General features: G+C 47.3%; 11 protein-coding genes. 1 reads left to right on the top strand and 10 read right to left on the bottom strand.

The features are described from left to right. Window positions 1-2: 2 nt before the first annotated feature. On the bottom strand, window positions 3-2,849 hold the full coding sequence (locus NIA71_RS16740) for a molybdopterin-dependent oxidoreductase (protein WP_253021016.1): 2,847 nt from the start codon (window positions 2,847-2,849) through the stop codon (window positions 3-5). Between the two features lie 155 nt (window positions 2,850-3,004). After that, window positions 3,005-4,351, bottom strand: a complete 1,347-nt coding sequence (locus NIA71_RS16735) for an MFS transporter (RefSeq protein WP_148398392.1) — start codon at window positions 4,349-4,351, stop codon at window positions 3,005-3,007. A 275-nt stretch (window positions 4,352-4,626) separates the two neighbouring features. Here NIA71_RS16735 and NIA71_RS16730 point away from each other — a divergent pair, with 275 nt between their 5' ends. Beyond that, window positions 4,627-5,040 carry a hypothetical protein gene (locus NIA71_RS16730; RefSeq protein ID WP_253021015.1) on the top strand — a complete coding sequence of 138 codons (414 nt, stop codon included), beginning with the start codon at window positions 4,627-4,629 and terminating at the stop codon, window positions 5,038-5,040. 312 nt (window positions 5,041-5,352) lie between these two features. Here the strand turns inward: NIA71_RS16730 and NIA71_RS16725 are convergent, their stop codons facing one another. The 8 genes from NIA71_RS16725 to NIA71_RS16690 form a co-directional block, all read right to left on the bottom strand. Then, the gene (locus tag NIA71_RS16725) at window positions 5,353-7,155 is read right to left on the bottom strand and encodes a sigma 54-interacting transcriptional regulator (RefSeq protein WP_148398396.1); all 1,803 of its coding nucleotides are present in this window, start codon (window positions 7,153-7,155) and stop codon (window positions 5,353-5,355) included. Between the two features lie 279 nt (window positions 7,156-7,434). Continuing rightward, a complete protein-coding gene (locus tag NIA71_RS16720) occupies window positions 7,435-9,114 on the bottom strand; it encodes an MBL fold metallo-hydrolase RNA specificity domain-containing protein (protein ID WP_148398398.1) in 1,680 nt (559 codons plus the stop codon). A gap of 192 nt (window positions 9,115-9,306) precedes the next feature. Next, a complete protein-coding gene (locus NIA71_RS16715) occupies window positions 9,307-10,692 on the bottom strand; it encodes a Na+/H+ antiporter NhaC family protein (protein ID WP_148398399.1) in 1,386 nt (461 codons plus the stop codon). A gap of 71 nt (window positions 10,693-10,763) precedes the next feature. Continuing rightward, on the bottom strand, window positions 10,764-11,993 hold the full coding sequence (locus NIA71_RS16710; protein ID WP_253021014.1) for a saccharopine dehydrogenase family protein: 1,230 nt from the start codon (window positions 11,991-11,993) through the stop codon (window positions 10,764-10,766). 129 nt (window positions 11,994-12,122) lie between these two features. Then, the gene (locus tag NIA71_RS16705; RefSeq protein WP_148398403.1) at window positions 12,123-12,224 is read right to left on the bottom strand and encodes a YqaE/Pmp3 family membrane protein; all 102 of its coding nucleotides are present in this window, start codon (window positions 12,222-12,224) and stop codon (window positions 12,123-12,125) included. Between the two features lie 55 nt (window positions 12,225-12,279). After that, complete coding sequence (locus tag NIA71_RS16700) at window positions 12,280-13,671, bottom strand: sigma-54 interaction domain-containing protein (protein ID WP_148398405.1); 1,392 nt, start codon at window positions 13,669-13,671, stop codon at window positions 12,280-12,282. Between the two features lie 111 nt (window positions 13,672-13,782). After that, window positions 13,783-14,784 (bottom strand): Rpn family recombination-promoting nuclease/putative transposase, encoded by a 1,002-nt coding sequence (locus NIA71_RS16695; RefSeq protein WP_253021013.1) that lies wholly within the window; start codon window positions 14,782-14,784, stop codon window positions 13,783-13,785. Window positions 14,785-15,146: 362 nt separating this feature from the next. Continuing rightward, a complete protein-coding gene (locus NIA71_RS16690; protein WP_148398409.1) occupies window positions 15,147-16,934 on the bottom strand; it encodes a sodium:solute symporter family protein in 1,788 nt (595 codons plus the stop codon). Window positions 16,935-16,939: the final 5 nt, after the last annotated feature.

Raw genomic sequence — 16,939 nt, 5'->3', positions numbered from 1 at the left:
CTCTAAAACTTTCCGGTATCGCGTATCTTTTGGATTTCATCGTACATGTCCGGACCCAAATAATATTTTTTAGGCGGTTCAACCTTTTTTCCGGCTGCGATGGCCTCAAGGCCGGCTTTCACCTTTTCCGGTTTTGCCGGAAGCTCGTAAATGCGCACGCCGCAGGCATTGCTTATGGCGTTGATCACTGCCATATGGCCGCTGGACTGAAAGGCTTCCGATGCTCCCGATGAGCCGAAGGGTCCGTTCTTTCTCCTGGTTCCCATATGGATCAGCTGAATGTCATCCGGAATATCTTTGATATATGGCACACCACAGGAGAATGGGTTGTTATGCTTCCTCACATCCAGATAATCTTCGCTGAGGGCGAATCCCATACTGTGGGATATACCGCCGTAGGCCTGGCCTTCTACTGCATGGATATTTCCAATCACTCCCACATCGTCGATACAGGTGAATTTGAGGATCGTAGTCTTTCCTGTCTCCGTATCGACTTCAACTTCCGCCATATATAGCGCATAAGTATAGTCGATGGACGGGTTTCCCTGGCCAGTAATTGGATCGGTCGGCACCAGACCAGGTACAGTGGCATTTTCATGCTGTCCCACATATTTGGTCGGAATTCCTTCTGCTGTCATTTCCTCATAAGTACGATACGTTCCATCCTCTTTGCGCATGGCTTTTATCAGTTTTTCTGCAGCAATGATCGTCGCTTTTCCGTTCATGTAGTGGGAACGGCTGCTGGCGGATGAACCGCTGTTGGGGCACACAGCGCTGTCGTTTTGTATTAGCCTGATCTGATCCAAGGTTACGCCCAGCGGCTTGAGCGCCTCTGCCGTTACCATCAGCGAACCAATATCGCCTCCCTGGCCCAAATCCTGCCAGGTATCATATTTTGTAAAGGTATTGTCCGGGTTCAATTCGATGGCTACGGTGCATTGATCAAAAGGATTATCGGTCACATTATAACCGCCCCAGGCCAGGCCGACGCCTCTTCGTTTCTGCGGCGTATCCTCAGCCCTGGCCTCTGCAACAGCCTTCTCATAAAGCGGTTTTAACCGTTTCATCATTTCTTCCATGGGGTAATCGACAAAATCAGATCCTGCCAGATTTTTGTCTCCTTTCCTGGCGATGTTTCTCCAGCGAATTTCAAAAGGATCCATGCCGATCTTTTCTGCCAGCATATCGATGACCGCTTCTCCCGCCGTATAAGCCTGGGGCGAGCCGTATCCCCGATATGCCGTGCCAAAGCCGTGGTTGGTAAAGGCAACCCGTGACAAGACTCTGGCGTTGGGAACAGAGTAGGGGAACAGAACAAAACGGATGACTTTGTTGGCCAGATCATCGCCCATTTCAGCATAAGCTCCGTGGTCAATACCGATATCAAACTCGGCGGCAGTAATCTTTCCGTTCTCGTCGCAGGCCAAGCGGGCATTGCTGTAAGCGGCGGACCGTTTTCCGCTGAAGTGCATGAATTCTTCGTAGGACATGGACAACGCAATCGGCATCTCTGTTGCCATGGCTGCTATCCCAGCCAGTGCAAAAGATGCAGCTGTAATGGACCAGCCAAAGCTGCCGCCTGCCGGATTCATAACCATGCGCACCCGTTCCGGCGGCAAACCGATGGATTGGGCAACATCGCTTTTATTCCAATAGATGGACTGGGATTTACAATGGATCGTCAAAACATCGTCCTCATCAAAGTACGCCTGTACAGTATCTCCTTCAATGGAAAGGTGAGGCTCTCTTGTGGAATAAAAACTGCCGCTCACTGCATACTCCCCTTCATCAATGAGCGTTTCCACATCCTCATCTCCCTTGACAAGGGGCCACTTTGCATAAATATTGGGGGATTCTTCATGGATGCGAATGGCATCGGGCATGGCCGCATCCAGATAGTTTACATACTCCGGCAGAGGTTCGATTTCGACCTTTACCTTCTCGGCCGCCGCTTTGGCTTGCTCTTTTGTTACAGCCGCCACCATGGCTGCCACATCGCCGTACATACGGATCCGATCTTCCGCTAGAATATGATGGGGCGCTTTCATGTTGGTGGAAAGGGGCGATGCTGTAAAGAGATCCATATGATTGGTGCCTTTTACATCTTTGCTGGTAATTACTTTGACAACGCCCGGCATCTTTTCCGCCTCTGTGCAGTCGATGCTAATGATGGCTCCATGACTTACTTTTCTCGGCTGAACCAGTGCTACATGCAAGGTGCCCGGAGGCATTTTCAGCTCCACGTCATCGCCGTAGTCCACCGTACCGCAGGCCTTACCCAATGCGGAAGGCCTTACAACAGGTTTTCCGTAGTATTCCTTAGTCTGGTCATCTGGCTTATACCAAATTTCCTCTATGGTCTTTTCACCCCGCATCACTTCTGCTGCCAGCATCACCGCATCTACCAGCTGTTTATATCCGGTGCAGCGGCAGACGTTTCGGTGTTTTTGGAACCAATCTCTGACTTCTTCCCGCGCAGGCGCTGGATTTTCTTTCAGCAGTCCATAGGCAGACACAATAAAGCCCGGTGTGCAGAATCCGCATTGAACGCCGCCGCAGTTAACCCAAGCTGCCTGAAGGGGATGGGGCTGGTTGGGCGTGCCGATTCCTTCTATCGTTGTCAGCTGACTGTATTCTTCCACTGTTTTGATCTTCTTTGTGCAGGAACGGATCACCTTCCCGTTGAGAATTACAGAACAAGCGCCGCAGACCCCGGTCCCGCACCCGACCTTTGTCCCAGTAAGACCCAGCCGGCGAATTACCGACGCCAGGGTATCCTTCTCTGGGTCACAAATAAACGTTCGATCCGCGCCATTCATGTTCAACGTCATTTTCTTTAATTTCATCATGAACAAATCCTCCTGTTCGCATCATAATAGCTAACCAGTATTCCTTTGATATCCTTTTTAATCCGCAATCTCTATGCCAATTTGAAAATGCTTATTTTCAACGATTTTCACTGATTCTTCAGACTTTCTATGCGCATGCGCATAATGCCTATGCGTCAACACCTGTTTCTCAAACGGCGAATCAGCTCTTCGTGCTTCGTTTTTGAAATCGGATAAAGCAGCACAAAGACAGCTGCCGTTAAAAATAAAATCCCTGGTACCACGGTCAGAGAAATCTGGATCCCCCATAGGGCGGTCCGGCTTTGCCGCAGCATATCGGGTTCATAGCCAAAGAAAAAAAGGACACCGGCCAGCAGCTGTGTAGCACAGGCATTGGATACTTTCAAAATGATTTTGGACAAAGAGAGAATCGTTGCTTCCCGGCGCCTGTGGTTTTGGTATTCATCCACTTCGCTGATATCGTAGAGCATGGGATAAATCAGCTGCCAATAGGCCGAACTGCCGATTGTAAAGGCGATTATATAAAGGCATAAAAAGAGCAGAGAGTTGATGCCGAATATACCAAAACCGATCGATAGAATACCGGCCCCAATGTAACATCCTGCCATGACGATCCGTTTATCACCTTTTTTGGTGCAGGCAGACAAGATTGGAGTCATGAGAATTCCAAAGCCGGTCATAACTGCAAACACAACGGATTTGCTCTCCTCTGAAATGCTTAGGTTATATTTCATAAAGTAGGCGATGCTGGAGCTGGAGAAAACATTGGCTATGCACACCAGCAGAGTCACGGCAAGGAGTAATCGCATCGGCTTTAATTGAAAAACTTCCCAATATTCTTTTATAACCGTCTTCTGCTGCTTTAGCTTCGGCGGCAAGCCGGTCGTTTTGCTGGAGAACCATCTGCATGTTGCAATCTGCGAAAGGGCGGAGAGAACGGCGATACCCAGTATGCTGGCCTGCCACGCCCTTTCCTGGCTCAAGCCCTCTGACTGAAGAAGCTTTACCAGTGGCAGCAATATGGCAATACTGGTCAGATTCCCCAACCCCATAAAAAATCTGGCGTAGCTTCGCAGGGATGTTCGTTCCCCTGAATCCGTCGTCATATCGGCCCCAAGAGCCTCATAGGGAATCATAAAAAAGGAGTGGGCTGTCATCAGCAGGGACATTACAACCGTATAGTAAATGCCGACAAACAGGGCGCTGCCTTTTACAACGGTAAACATCATCACCAGTGCAGCAGACATTGGCATAATGGAAGCCTTCATATACGGCAGCCGCCGGCCGCCGGCAAAGGAAAAGCGGTCGGAAAGATAGCCGATCAGTCCGATTGAAAAAGCGTTCCATATTGTGGAAATAAAAATGATATGGCCGGCCGCCAACGTTTCTACCCCTGCGATATCGGTCATAAAAAAGAGCGCATAAATCACCAATAAATTGTAAACTGCCGTATCGCCCAGTGAAGCGGCGCCATATCTGATTTTTTCTTTTAATGAAAACATTCTATCCTCTCCCCACACCTATATGTTCTACATATAGGAATTGCAAGTTCCATTCCACCACAATTATTGAAAAAACAAAAAATTTCGTCAATGGCACAAGAATTGCGTATTTCTTAGGGTAGATTGTGTCAATAATAAAAGGGAAGAAGATACTTCCATGCAAGTATGGGAAAGAATACTTTATCTTATAAGCTGGTTCTATGTTGACTTGCATAGCTGATATGCGGCCGTGCATTTCGACAGTCTGCCAGAGAAAAACATATTGGGGGATTTTTATGATTAATGAAAAGGAACATATTTCACATTTAATAAGAACGTTTATTGAAGAGATCATTCACCCTTACCGGGAACTGAATGTTCAGATGTCCGAGCAATGGATGCAGGCAGGAAGGGACGGCTTTGATTACAATGGTGTGATTCACGGCCTCCTTCATTTAAAAAAAGCGGCCGAGGAGCTGGCCCGTGATTCTGATAAGACGGATGTGCAGCCGGAGCAGCAAGCTCTATTCAACAAATGCGTCACCCTCTTCATCACAGCTGTGGAGCAGCAGATACAGACGCTTCGTACTCTGGGATATCAGGCTGCACAAACGATCGGCGCTGCTGCACAAGAACAAGACCAAAGCCAGCGCTATCTGGCTTCCATGAGCAAAAACCTGACAGCGCTGAAACAGAGTCTCAAAAAATAGGGATAGCCCCTTAGAAAATCAGAAAAAGCATACGCTGCCCAGCGCACTCACGCAAAAGGGCTGCTGCATGAAAAAGCAATTCATACAGCAGCCCTGTTTTCTATATTCTCTTAAAAATCTGTGCGAATCAATACCACATCAATCCGGTCAATATGTTATAACTTGCGAGCCAGGTTGAGCAAGTTTCACTTATTCTGCACCTCTCGGCAGCTCCGTATTAATCTGGTCAGAATAGTATACCTTGCAAGCCGCGTCGCAGCAAGATTCAGTAATTTTTACCCTGCGGCAACGCCGTATTCAATGGTAAAAATACTACACATTGATATCCAGCTCAGTGAGCTTACGGTACAAGGTTGCCCTGGAAAGGCCCAATTCTTTGGCAACTGTATCCTTCGCATTGCCGCTGCTGCCATACTTCTTAAGCTTACGGGTAATGATTTCTTTTTCGTATCGCTTGACCTGCTCCGACAGAGGCAGATTGGTATCCTGAAATTTCATGATGCTGTCCTCGTTGCGCAAAAGCCGGGTTGGGACTTCATCCATGCCAATAGTATCGCCGAAGGCCATGTTGGTTCCGTATTCCACTGCATTTTCCAATTCTCGGACGTTTCCCGGCCAGTCGTGATTGACGTAAAGCTCCTCAACTTCCTTGGTGAATCCGGTAATTTTGCGATTCATGAAAGTATTATATTTTTTCAAGAAATGGTACATCAAAAGCTTGATATCATCTCGCCGCTCTCTCAATGGAGGAATCATCAGCGGAATAACACTGAGCCTGTAATATAAGTCCTCACGGAACGTTCCCTCGCGGATCATACCTTCCAGGTCCTTATTGGTGGCCGCGATTACCCGAACATCAACAATAATATTTTTATTGCCGCCAACCCTTTCAAAGCGCATGTTCTGAAGAACATGGAGAATTTTAACCTGCAGGTGGGGCGGCATATCGCCGATTTCATCCAGAAAAATGGTTCCGCCGTTGGCCAATTCGAACTTTCCGGCCTTGCCTTTATCGCTGGCACCGGTAAAGGCGCCCTTTTCGTAGCCGAACAGTTCACTTTCCAGCAAATTTTCAGGAATGGCTCCGCAGTTGACCGTTACAAAGGGGCCTTCTCCTCTTGGGCTTGCATAATGGATGGCTTTGGCGAACATCTCTTTTCCCGTACCGCTCTCTCCAGTGATCAATACGGTGGAGTTGCCTTTGGCCGTAATCATAGCCTGCTTTTTGGCCCGTTTTATTTCGTCGCTGTTGCCGACAATATCGTCCAGAGTGTTTTTCAGTGCTCTGGTATTGATATTATAAACCAGTTTTTGTGCTTCTTCGATATCTCGGAAAGAGATGACCACTCCGCCTATGTCATCTCCTGACATGTAAGGCTTTGCCGTTACAATAAAATGCATCTGACCTCGGTCCGTCTTGAAAATCTCTTCGTTTTCCGTATAGCCCCGGCCGGTTTCTATGACCTCCAGTGCCGGTGTACCGAGCATAAACTCATTGATATGGGTTCCGATCAAATCTGCCTTGGTCGTTTTAAAAAGGGTGGCCGCCATATTATTGCAGTGTTTAATATATCCGCCTCTATCCAGCGCAAAGATGCCTTCGTGGGTGGTCTCCAAAACCGTAGACATCTCGTCCCTGGAGATTTCCACGTCCTCCAGTATCTCCTGCTGAGCAGCTTTCGCTGCTAAAAGGTCGGCCATCTTCTCAACAAAGGTAACCATGCTTCTTTTTTTATCCAGTAGAATCTCCCTCTGCTCTTCCGTAAAGGCTACCAGTCCGATGACTCCTATGATATTTTCACCCATTTTAATGGGCGTACAGATCTCTGACAGTTCTCCGAAATGGGTCTGTCCGCTGCCCATGTCATCGTAGTTTTCTTCTGCTTTTGCATCTTCTATGTATTCTGTTACGCCGCTTCTGAGAACTCTGGCATACAGATAATTGCTATCCAGTCGGCCGCTTTCTTCCTTTTGGCCGATCATCGCAGCGTAAATGCCCGTTCCGCCTAAAATCGTCAAATCCGTATCGACGATCTCAACTTCCACACCAATGGCGATACTAATAGCCTCCGCCACCTGGGTGACACTATTGGAAATTTGTTTTAATATGGACATCGCTCTCTCCTTTATCATTTACGTATAGCTCCACCAATATTATACCATGGAAGTTAAGATTTTAATATGGTTTTTAAGATTTTTTCTCATTCATAATACGATTGAATATTCACAACAAAGAAAATCTTCGGCCTATGCAGTATGAATATCCCCCAAAGGCCCCGTTGAGGCCAGAGTCAGGGATAAGTCGGTTCCTAAAAGGGGCGGCTGTAGGCATTGAAAAAGCGCAGCCAATATTTATCGCAAATGAACGATTTTAGCTGTGCTTAATCCTTTCGATCAATTTTGACTTTCCGTATGAATGTCCATATGGTTATCATCTTCTTCCGTTACCGCAGATCCGAGATTTACCGAATATTTCTCCAATTCTAAGACAATATTATTGATCTCGGCCATCTTTTCAGGAGACATTTTCTCACTTACGGCAAGATGGGTGTTGTACAAAATTCCTTCCAGTCTCCTGTGGATATCGGAAATATTCTTTTTCATATTTTCCATGGCTTCGCTGTCCATCGCATCCTGTATGGCCTGTTCTTTATTGACGATTTCGTCCTTTTCCAGAATGAATTCTGAATTTCCGGAAATAACGATGGGTTCATACCCCAGCTTCTCCTTTACGGTTTTGGCAAAATCATCTTTTGATTCCTGTTCGCCGTGTACCAAAAAGATATGTTTGGGCTCCCTCTGAAAACCACTGAGCCAGGTTAGCAGTCCATCCCGATCCGCATGCCCTGAGAAACCTTCCAGATTATAGATTTCAGCGTTTACCTTGATCTCCTCGCCGAAGAGGGTTACTTCCTTCTCACCTTCCACCAGCCTCCGTCCCAGAGTTCCCTCCGCCTGATAACCGACAAAAATCACGCTGGCCCTGGCATCCCAAAGGTTATGCTTAAGATGGTGGCGTATCCGGCCGGCGTCGCACATGCCGCTGGCGGATATGATCACTTTTGGATGACGGTCATTATTTAAATATACCGACTCTTCCGTGCTGCGCGTAAACTTGAGATTTTTAAAATCCAGAGGGTTATCCCCTGCAGTAATAATTTCTTTCATTTCTTCGTCAAAGACCTGAGCATTTTTACGAAATACTTCGGTAGCAGTCGTGGCCATTGGGCTATCCACGTAGACCATCAGATTTTCCAAATCCCGGCGATAATCTTCATTGTTGTAAAACCGGCTGAACTCGTAAATCAGCTCCTGAGTCCGGCCTACAGCAAAGGACGGAATTACCGTTGTTCCGCCTCGTCTGGCCGTCTTGACCACAATGTCCATCAAGGTTTTTACATCCATGGAATTTTCCGGGTGGAGCCGGTTTCCGTAGGTCGTTTCCATGATCACATAATCTGCTTTTTTGATAATCGTCGGGTCCCTGAGAATGGGCCGGTCCATTACGCCCAGATCGCCGGAAAAAACGATTTTGGAAACATTATCTCCTTCTGTCACCCATAGTTCAGTAATGGCGGAACCCAAAATGTGTCCGGCATCGTTGAATACGATCCGCATCTCCGGATTCAACTCCACCAGCTGGTCATAGAGCACCGGTTTGACATATTTGAGGGACTCTTCCGCATCGCGCACTGTATAGAGCGGTTCCACCGGCGGCCGCCCTGCCCGTTCATTTTTACGGTTTTTCCATTCCGTTTCTTTTTCATGTATGTACCCGCTGTCCCGAAGCATGACTTCCAGCAAATCGGCCGTAGCATCCGTGCAATAGATATCGCCGCGAAATCCCCGCTTCACTAAAAGAGGCAGCCGGCCGCAATGGTCGATATGGGCATGACTGAGTACCACATAATCGATCTCAGAAGGATCAAAAGGAAAGGGCTCATGGTTCATTGCCTCCATAGCTTTTCCTCCCTGGAATTGGCCGCAGTCCAAAAGGATTTTATGGTTTTCTGTCGTAATCAGATGGCAGGATCCAGTTACGCCTGATGCTGCTCCGCAAAATTGTATTTTCATAAGTGAGACCTCCCTTATATTTGTACTGTTCTATAGATTGTTTCCATTATACACCCATAGAGGGGTCCCGGGGAACAGAAAGATTCTGTATGGCAAAATCTTCCGCCCCATCTCTTTACGCAGACAATACAAAACAGCCCCTGGACGAAATCCAAAAGGCTGTTTTGTAATGTTGAAAAGGTAAGATAATTGCTATAATAAGAATCCGAATGCAATAAACAGGATCACTGCCATAGCTGCTGAAATCGCCGCATATGGAAGCTGTGACAGGGCATGATCCAGATTTTCCATTTTACATGCCTGGGATGTGAGTGCTGTGCAGTCGGAATAAAAACACGCGTGGCTTCCAAAGGTTCCTCCGGAAAGAATGGCTCCCAGCACCAAAAGTTCATTGGTCCCGATGGCTGCCGCAAGGGGTATCAGAATAGGTACCGTAATAGCTGGAATTCCCCAGTTGCTTCCTGTTACAAATGCCAGTCCCGCAACGACGACAAAGGCGATGGCGGGAAAGAGTCCGGCACTCATATAAGGCAGAACCGCGTTGATTACATAAGCGGGCAGGCCGATTTCATCCAGCCCGGTCTTCATGGTCAGTGCGCAGACGATGATAAACAACATGGGTGTCATAGATGCAAAACCGTTGACAAAGGAATCGCCGAATTCGGTGAAAGTCAAAGTTTTCGTCGGCAGATACATGATCAACGCTACCAGAATGGCTGCGATCAGCCCGTACAGAACTTCTCCTGTGACGACAGCCACTGCAATGAGAACGATCATCGGGATCAGAAAATTCATAACTTTTCCGTCCTGAGTGTCCAGTTCTTCTTGGCTCATAACTTTCTCTGATAGGTTGAACTTTTCACTCTGCTGAGAATAGACATTGCCGCCTTCCGCAACTCTTTGGTATGCTTTTTTCATGGTGCCCAGTTTGGGAATGATACCGTAGATTGCCAGCGGAACTACGATCAGAGCCGTAATTGCATAGAAGATAAACGGCATGGCGTGTATGTAGATAGACATCCCTTCGCCGTACTGCTGCAGTTCTTTTTGGTCGGAGAAGATTCCTGCGAAGAAAATCGCCCAGGTGGATAAAGGCAGTAATACGCACACTGGCGCCCCCGTGGAAGCTGTCACGTAAGCAAACATCTCTCTGGGGATTTTCTGCCTGTCGCAAACGCCTCTCATGGCCGAGGTCAGGGTCATAATATTGAGAGCATCGTCCATAAATACAATAATGCCTAAGAAAAAAGTAGTAATTAAAGATTTTTCCGGCTTATTGGCCAGCTTCGCCACAATTTTCGAAAATCCAAAAGTACCTCTTGATTTTTCGAAAAGCATGACCAGGCTTCCAAACAAGCCCATGGTGACAAGCATTGACGCATTGTCAGAAATGGTAAAATATAATGCTTCCAAATAAGGCGGGATAAATCCAATCCCATGCGCTACTACAAAGGCCAGCACGCCGCCGATGATGAGCGGTTCAATGGTTCTTTTGGTCAATAGTGCCATCACAATTACGATCAGCGGCGGCACTAATGTGAGTAATCCATAATCTACAGCCTGTTCCAAGTTCTTCACCTCGTTTCATTGCCGCCTGCCGGCGGTTTTCAGTTCCGCCGGCAGACTCACCTTACAAAGAACGCTTAACGCTATCCTTCGATGCACTGTTCCTTCCACTTATATGGATAACCGGTATCCATCATTCTCTTGAGGAAATCTTCTGGATCCAGCTGGTCTGAGAAAATAATTCCCTTATCCATTTCCACCTGGCCCAGCATAACGGTTCCAATCGCCAGCGGCAGCGCTACATAAACCAGCGCGGTTCCGTAGAGCTTTTTCAATTCAGGACCAGGAGCATTCATCTTCGGGCAATTTGCTTTGTATGTCATCTTCTTTCCGTCTTTTTCTCCAGAAACTTCAACGATCAGTTCAATAAAGGCCGTTTTGTCCGCTTCTGCAAGCTGCTCATCGGTGGCGCCGAAAATGTTATTCTGTGGAGGCGGCACCATGGCTGTTACCACATCGATGGGAGCCACTTCCGTATCGCCTACTTTGACCTTTTCCTGTGAGCAGAGTCCGGATGCGTAGAAGATTGCCGGCTGGTACATTAAATAATATTTAAAGTCCAGCTCTTTTACGCCTTCAAATGTGGACGGCATACTGTATATTTCTTCGTGAGAGTGATGGGTTACCGGAAGGGTTCCTACCGGTTCGGGGAAATCGCACATTTCAACTCCGCCGAACGGAGGATATAGTACGTACTTTCCGCCTTCCAGTGCATAGGTCGGGCTGGCGCAGTCAACCAGAGCCTGCTTTGGCGACCATCCTGGATTCCAAGGTCTCAGTACCCAGTCGAAGGGAGCTTCGCCCGGCAGTACAGTCGCTTTACCAATTCTCATTTTAATGCTGTCCACCTGGTCCAGCTTGTTGGCAAATCTTCTAGCCAATACGTTGGTCATGCCCGGTGCGAATCCGCAGCCGAAAAGCGCGGTTAGTCCGGCTTCTTTAAATTCTTTGCAAAGGGTCAAATCTTCGATGGCTCTTCCCTCCAGGAATTCATCCCAGTACGGATCGTCAAAGGCAGTATTGATGTAATTGGCTTTTGCTTTTAACGCACCCTTCATGACATATGTAACCATCCACGGCATTACCATGTCTACCACAACGTCCACGCCTTCTGCGGCTCGTGCTACATCATCCGGATCCGTGGCGTTGACAGCACCTGTTTTTACCTTCGGGCTTCCGATCTGTTTTGCCACTGCCTGCGCGGTCTCTTCCTTCAAATCTACCAGGCGAATCTCTTCAACTGCATCTTGTCTTGCGAGAATGGATGCGCATGCTCCACCCTGTCCACCAGCACCTACGATTAATACTTTCATTCTCTGTTCCTCCTTTATCCATCGATTATATTTAAGATGAAAATTTATGATTGTATCGCGATGCCTATATATAACGCAAGTGCCGTGCCATCTTTTTTTTAGTTTTATAAAACGTTGCAATTCCAACGCTTATTTAGCCTTCCCTATTCCATTTTTATAAAAAACGCCCATTGGAGGGATGAAAAAAGCAGGGTTTTGTTTCATTAATGAAACATTTTCCTGCTTTCCCATAAAACCCCTCTTATTGGTTTCACATTTGAAACAAACGGTTTTAATTTTGAAACTTTTATTCAATTTGGTACTTTTTTAATCTCCTTGACAAAGTGGATTTGTTCATCTGCAATGCTCGGGCTACGTCGCTGGCCCTCCTGTATTTGTTCATCATCGACTCCAGGATATATTTTTCGTATTCTTCCATCAGCTGTTCCATGCTTTTGCCGCTGGCAATGGCATCCGTTGAAACTGTAGACTCAACTGGAATACCGATGGCCCGTTCCACTTGGAATTTGGTAATCGTTTCTCCGTCAAAGCTGATCATGATACGTTCGATAACGTTCTCAAGCTCACGGATATTGCCCGGCCATTGAAAGCGCTGCAAGAGCTCCATCGCTTCCTCCGTAATGATTTTCTCTAGTTTATATTCCTTATTAAACTGGCGGACAAAGTACATCGCCAGCGCCTTAATATCTTTTTTCCTTCCCCTCAGAGGCAATAGTTCCAGCGGCATGATGTTGAGCCGATAATACAGATCCCCTCGGAAAGCTCCCTCCTCAATGGCTTTCTTTAAGTCACGGTTAGTCGCTGCGATTAACCGGATATCCAGGGAAATCGTTTTCGATCCGCCAACCCGCATCAGTTCCCGTTCCTGCAATACCCGCAGCAGTTTGGACTGAAGATGAATGGGCAGCTCACCGATTTCATCCAAAAAAAGAGTTCCTTTGTTGGCCATCTCAAACAGGCCCATCTTCCCATTTTTATCAGCTCCGGTAAAGGCTCCGCCTTCATAACCGAACAGCTCCGATTCCATCAGATGCTCAGGAATGGCGGCGCAGTTGACTTTAATGAAAGGTTTTCCCACCCGCTTGCTGTTTTGGTAGATAAAATTGGCGAAAACTTCTTTTCCGGTCCCCGACTCTCCCGTCAAAAGGACGGTTGCATCCATCTTGGCGATGCGCCTGGCTTTTTCCGCAAGCTGTTTGGAAGCTTCGTCTTCTGCGATCATATTGCCCCACATAACGATGTTCTGGCGTTTTAAATATTCTACCTCTTCTTTAATTTTCACATTATCGTTATCCCGCTCTTTTAAGAGCTCCTTCAAAGTCAGGGTTTCTGTGATATCCCGTTCCGTACATATGACCAGCTCGATCTTGTCGTTGTGATACAAGGGCGTTCCGGTTACATATACTTTATCCCCGTCTCCCAGGCTCTGAATGATCTCTTCTTCCTTGCCGCTCTTCAAGGTTTTCAGGGTGATGGAATCGGCGATAAAGCCCATTTCTTCCAGCTCCTTCATGTTTTTTCCAAGAACTTCACCTCTGGTCAGGCCGCCGGTCTTGCAGGACTCATCATTGAGAAAAAGAGTTTTCCCTTTTCCATCCGTAATATAGACGCCAACCTTCAGGCAATTTAAAATATCCAAGAACTCCCGATAATGATCTTTTATAAACTTCTTATACATGGTGAAATACTCCTTAGCTTTTTCTGCGCCTGATTTGTACAAGTGCAGCTTTCGTGCCAGTAAGAGGATCTATCTTTTATTTCCCGTTTCGTTTTGTCAGTGGCGACAGATTCACTCAAGGTATCGTTTGACAGTTGCTTCCGGTATCCCAGTCATTTCAACAATTTTTGCCGGGATCATGCCGCTTCGTGCTATGTTGCAGACAATTTCTCTTTCCTTTTCCTCGGCCCGCTCCTCTGCCAGTTTCTCGGCTCGCTCCTCCACCAGTTTCTTGGCCCGCTCCTCCACCAGTTTCTCGGCTCGCTCCTCCACCAGTTCTTCCGCCTTCTCCTCCGCACGAATATCAATAAATTCTTCTTCGGTCAAATACAATGTTAACATATTTTCCACCTCGCTTCCGTGTTGCTCTAAAAAAGATTTTAGAATCCCTTTTCCCGTACAACTCCATATTGCATGACGAATCGCTTCATCCCGATCCATCCCTTTTTTACGCATATTCCCTCTTACTTCTTCTATAAAGTACGAATATTCCCTCAGCGTTCTGCTGCGCAGCAGGATGGGATGTTGTTTATGATAATTGATATTAATGATTTTAACCATAATCTGGCCATAGAGCGAGCCTTCTTTCCGGAGAAACGCTTCCGACAAATACTGAATCGTTTCAGTGGGGCGCTCCTCCTGGCCATTGTAAAGCACAAACAGGTGCGGTGTAGGAATTTGATAGAGTTTCTTTTGATAGGCCTTCCTGTTATCCAGTATCTTTTCATAGGTTCTTGCCAAATACACCATCTCGCGCAGAGGCATATTTTCACTCCATGACGATTGGTGCTCCACAACGGAAAGCAACGCCGCAGAATATTGAAAAGCCAAATCATTCACCTTTTGGTTATAAATCGCATCTTCCAGCGTCACGATTTCCAGTTTCTCTGTTTGTGCGTAATTCGTCTCTTCCAACGCATTAAACAGTTCTAACGCCTCCTCTTTTTCGCTGAACAACAGACGGAAGATCCGATCCTTAAAATCCCGGCTGGTACGGTAGTACGCCGTATCTTCTTTTATTATAAAATTTGCATGATCCAATTGCAATACATACTCTTCTAATTGTTCCATCATTCTCTCCTTAGAGTTTATTTATACCATTATATGTCATTTGTAAAAATATGTAAAGTCAATTTTTGATATGTTTCATTTTATCTCTCATGATCTGGGGCCGGGGCTGCAATTATCTCTGCACTGACATAATATCCAACTGGCCGAAACCGTTGAAATTTTACACTAATTTCAGCCAACCTATCAAAATTAGTGTAAACGGCCCAGCTGGCTGGTAACTGGACCTGTCGGCTGGTCAAGTCCGAGGATCAAAACGGCCGTTTCACCGCACCCAGGCAGCGTCAGACAAAAAGGCCGGCCGCGAATGTCCATTTTCGCAGCCAGCCCTTCCTTATTATTCCGGCGATCTGCCCGCCGTGTTCCATTTATCTGTCTTTCAGCTTATCGCCAGCTCTTTTGCTCGCTTTTGCCATATTGATAATATCTTTTCCGCCCAGGATGGCCAGCATAAAGATCATGAGTCCGCCGACGATGAAGGATACCCATACCATGGCCATACCCAGCCCCTGATTTGCAAAGCCCAGGGAAAGAACATAGTGTCCCAGGAAAATAACCGCGATTACAACCCAGAATACCTTCCAACCGGTCGTATTGGCGCAAAGCCATCCAAAGATGCCGCCTCTTTGCGGTTTGTCTTCTTCTGCAATCAGCTTGCTGGCCTTCATTTCTTCGCCGAGAACCTTATAGCTGGTCGCTTTTGCCATCTCGTAATCAGGCTTGGTAGCCAGGCTGACAATGATCATCAAAGGAATGGAAATTGCCACGCCCACATGTACCGCATGCAGACCGAATACCAGGCCGCCCGGGCTTCCTGTCGTCGCCCACGCATACATTGCCCAGCAAAGAGCTACAGCTCCGCCTCCAATCGTAGCGGCCAGAGCACCCGCTGTCGTGGAACGTTTCCAGAACCAAGCGCTCATGGTCGTGGCAAAGAGGCCGGAAAGTCCGATCGCCTGAGCCAAAGCCCACAGAGGAACCAAAATCGGCAGCCACAGAGCGCTGGCAATACCGATGGCCACAACAATTACCAAAGAAACTCTGCTGGCAAACAGAACCTGTTTGTCCGTAGCCTTCTTATTGATAATCTTCTGATAAATATCTCTGGTGAGGATGGTTACACCATTCATCGCAAAGGATGAACCGCACGAGATAATGGTCATCATCAATCCGGTGAGAATCAGCACGCCTACAGCCGTATTGGAGAAATTAATGGTAAACCATGCATACAGGGAGTCGCCTGCCAGACCGTCGGGCATGGTGAATTTGCCGATGGTCACACCCACCAGAATCGCCATACCGCTGAGGAACGGGAGCACGTTGTAATAGGATCCGCCCAGTACAGCCAGCATTCCGTTGGAGCTTACTCTCGGAGATTCTCCCACATATGCCCACATATACATCCACGGATCAGCCAGATAGAAGAGGCCCAGCGTTAGCGCATATACGGTAAAGGTAGATGTGTCGATGGCCCAGAAGTTGGTAAAGCTCTTAGGCAGTACATCATAGAAGGCCACAGTCACCGTATTAGGATCTCCAATCACTTTGAATGCTACAAGAGCGAAAAGTATAATTCCTGCCGCCTGAAGAATGGATTGGAACCACTGTGTGATCAGTGCGGAGTATTGCCCTGCCGTAATCAGATACAGCAGAATGATGATTGAAGAAACGACTACACCGAACTCGGTGCTGGTGCCGAAGACGACCTTCATGGAAACGGAAATCGCTAAGAACTGCATACCGGTCAGGATTGCCGGTCTCGTCAGCGAAACAATTGCAGAAGGTACACGGAGCTTTTCGCCGTACCTGGCACAAATGAAGTCTGAGATCGTGACAGCATTGGTCTTTCGTCCGAAATAGTTCAGCCTTCTTGAGAATAAAATAATGAAAATTACGCTGCCGGTAACAACGAACAGGGATGCCCACATTTCTGAGATACCGGAGTTAAAGCCGTTTCCTACATAACCGGAAACGCTGGCGCCTCCCACGTAGCCGCCCAGATAAGCGGTAGCCAGCAGCCAGAACGGCGCTTTTCTTCCTGCCAGCAGGAAGTCGTCGGAGGTCGTGGCAAGCCGTTTGAACCACATACCGGCGCCGATGAAAGCGATGACCAGTATGATCAGTACCACGATGGAAATTGTAACGATAGTGTTCATTTTGT

This window comes from Ihubacter massiliensis, from assembly GCF_024125305.1.
Classification (GTDB): Bacteria; Bacillota; Clostridia; order Peptostreptococcales; family Anaerovoracaceae; genus Hominibacterium; species Hominibacterium faecale.
The sequence above is the reverse complement of the archived record's forward strand: the minus strand, read 5'-3'. Positions and strand labels throughout refer to the sequence as shown.

Coding starts and splice junctions, on each gene's coding strand:
- NIA71_RS16740 (WP_253021016.1), bottom strand. CDS start 2,849: ATGATGAAATTAAAGAAAATGACGTTGAACATGAATGGCGCGGATCGA.
- NIA71_RS16735 (WP_148398392.1), bottom strand. CDS start 4,351: ATGTTTTCATTAAAAGAAAAAATCAGATATGGCGCCGCTTCACTGGGC.
- NIA71_RS16730 (WP_253021015.1), top strand. CDS start 4,627: ATGATTAATGAAAAGGAACATATTTCACATTTAATAAGAACGTTTATT.
- NIA71_RS16725 (WP_148398396.1), bottom strand. CDS start 7,155: ATGTCCATATTAAAACAAATTTCCAATAGTGTCACCCAGGTGGCGGAG.
- NIA71_RS16720 (WP_148398398.1), bottom strand. CDS start 9,114: ATGAAAATACAATTTTGCGGAGCAGCATCAGGCGTAACTGGATCCTGC.
- NIA71_RS16710 (WP_253021014.1), bottom strand. CDS start 11,993: ATGAAAGTATTAATCGTAGGTGCTGGTGGACAGGGTGGAGCATGCGCA.
- NIA71_RS16705 (WP_148398403.1), bottom strand. CDS start 12,224: ATGGGAAAGCAGGAAAATGTTTCATTAATGAAACAAAACCCTGCTTTT.
- NIA71_RS16700 (WP_148398405.1), bottom strand. CDS start 13,671: ATGTATAAGAAGTTTATAAAAGATCATTATCGGGAGTTCTTGGATATT.
- NIA71_RS16695 (WP_253021013.1), bottom strand. CDS start 14,784: ATGATGGAACAATTAGAAGAGTATGTATTGCAATTGGATCATGCAAAT.
- NIA71_RS16690 (WP_148398409.1), bottom strand. CDS start 16,934: ATGAACACTATCGTTACAATTTCCATCGTGGTACTGATCATACTGGTC.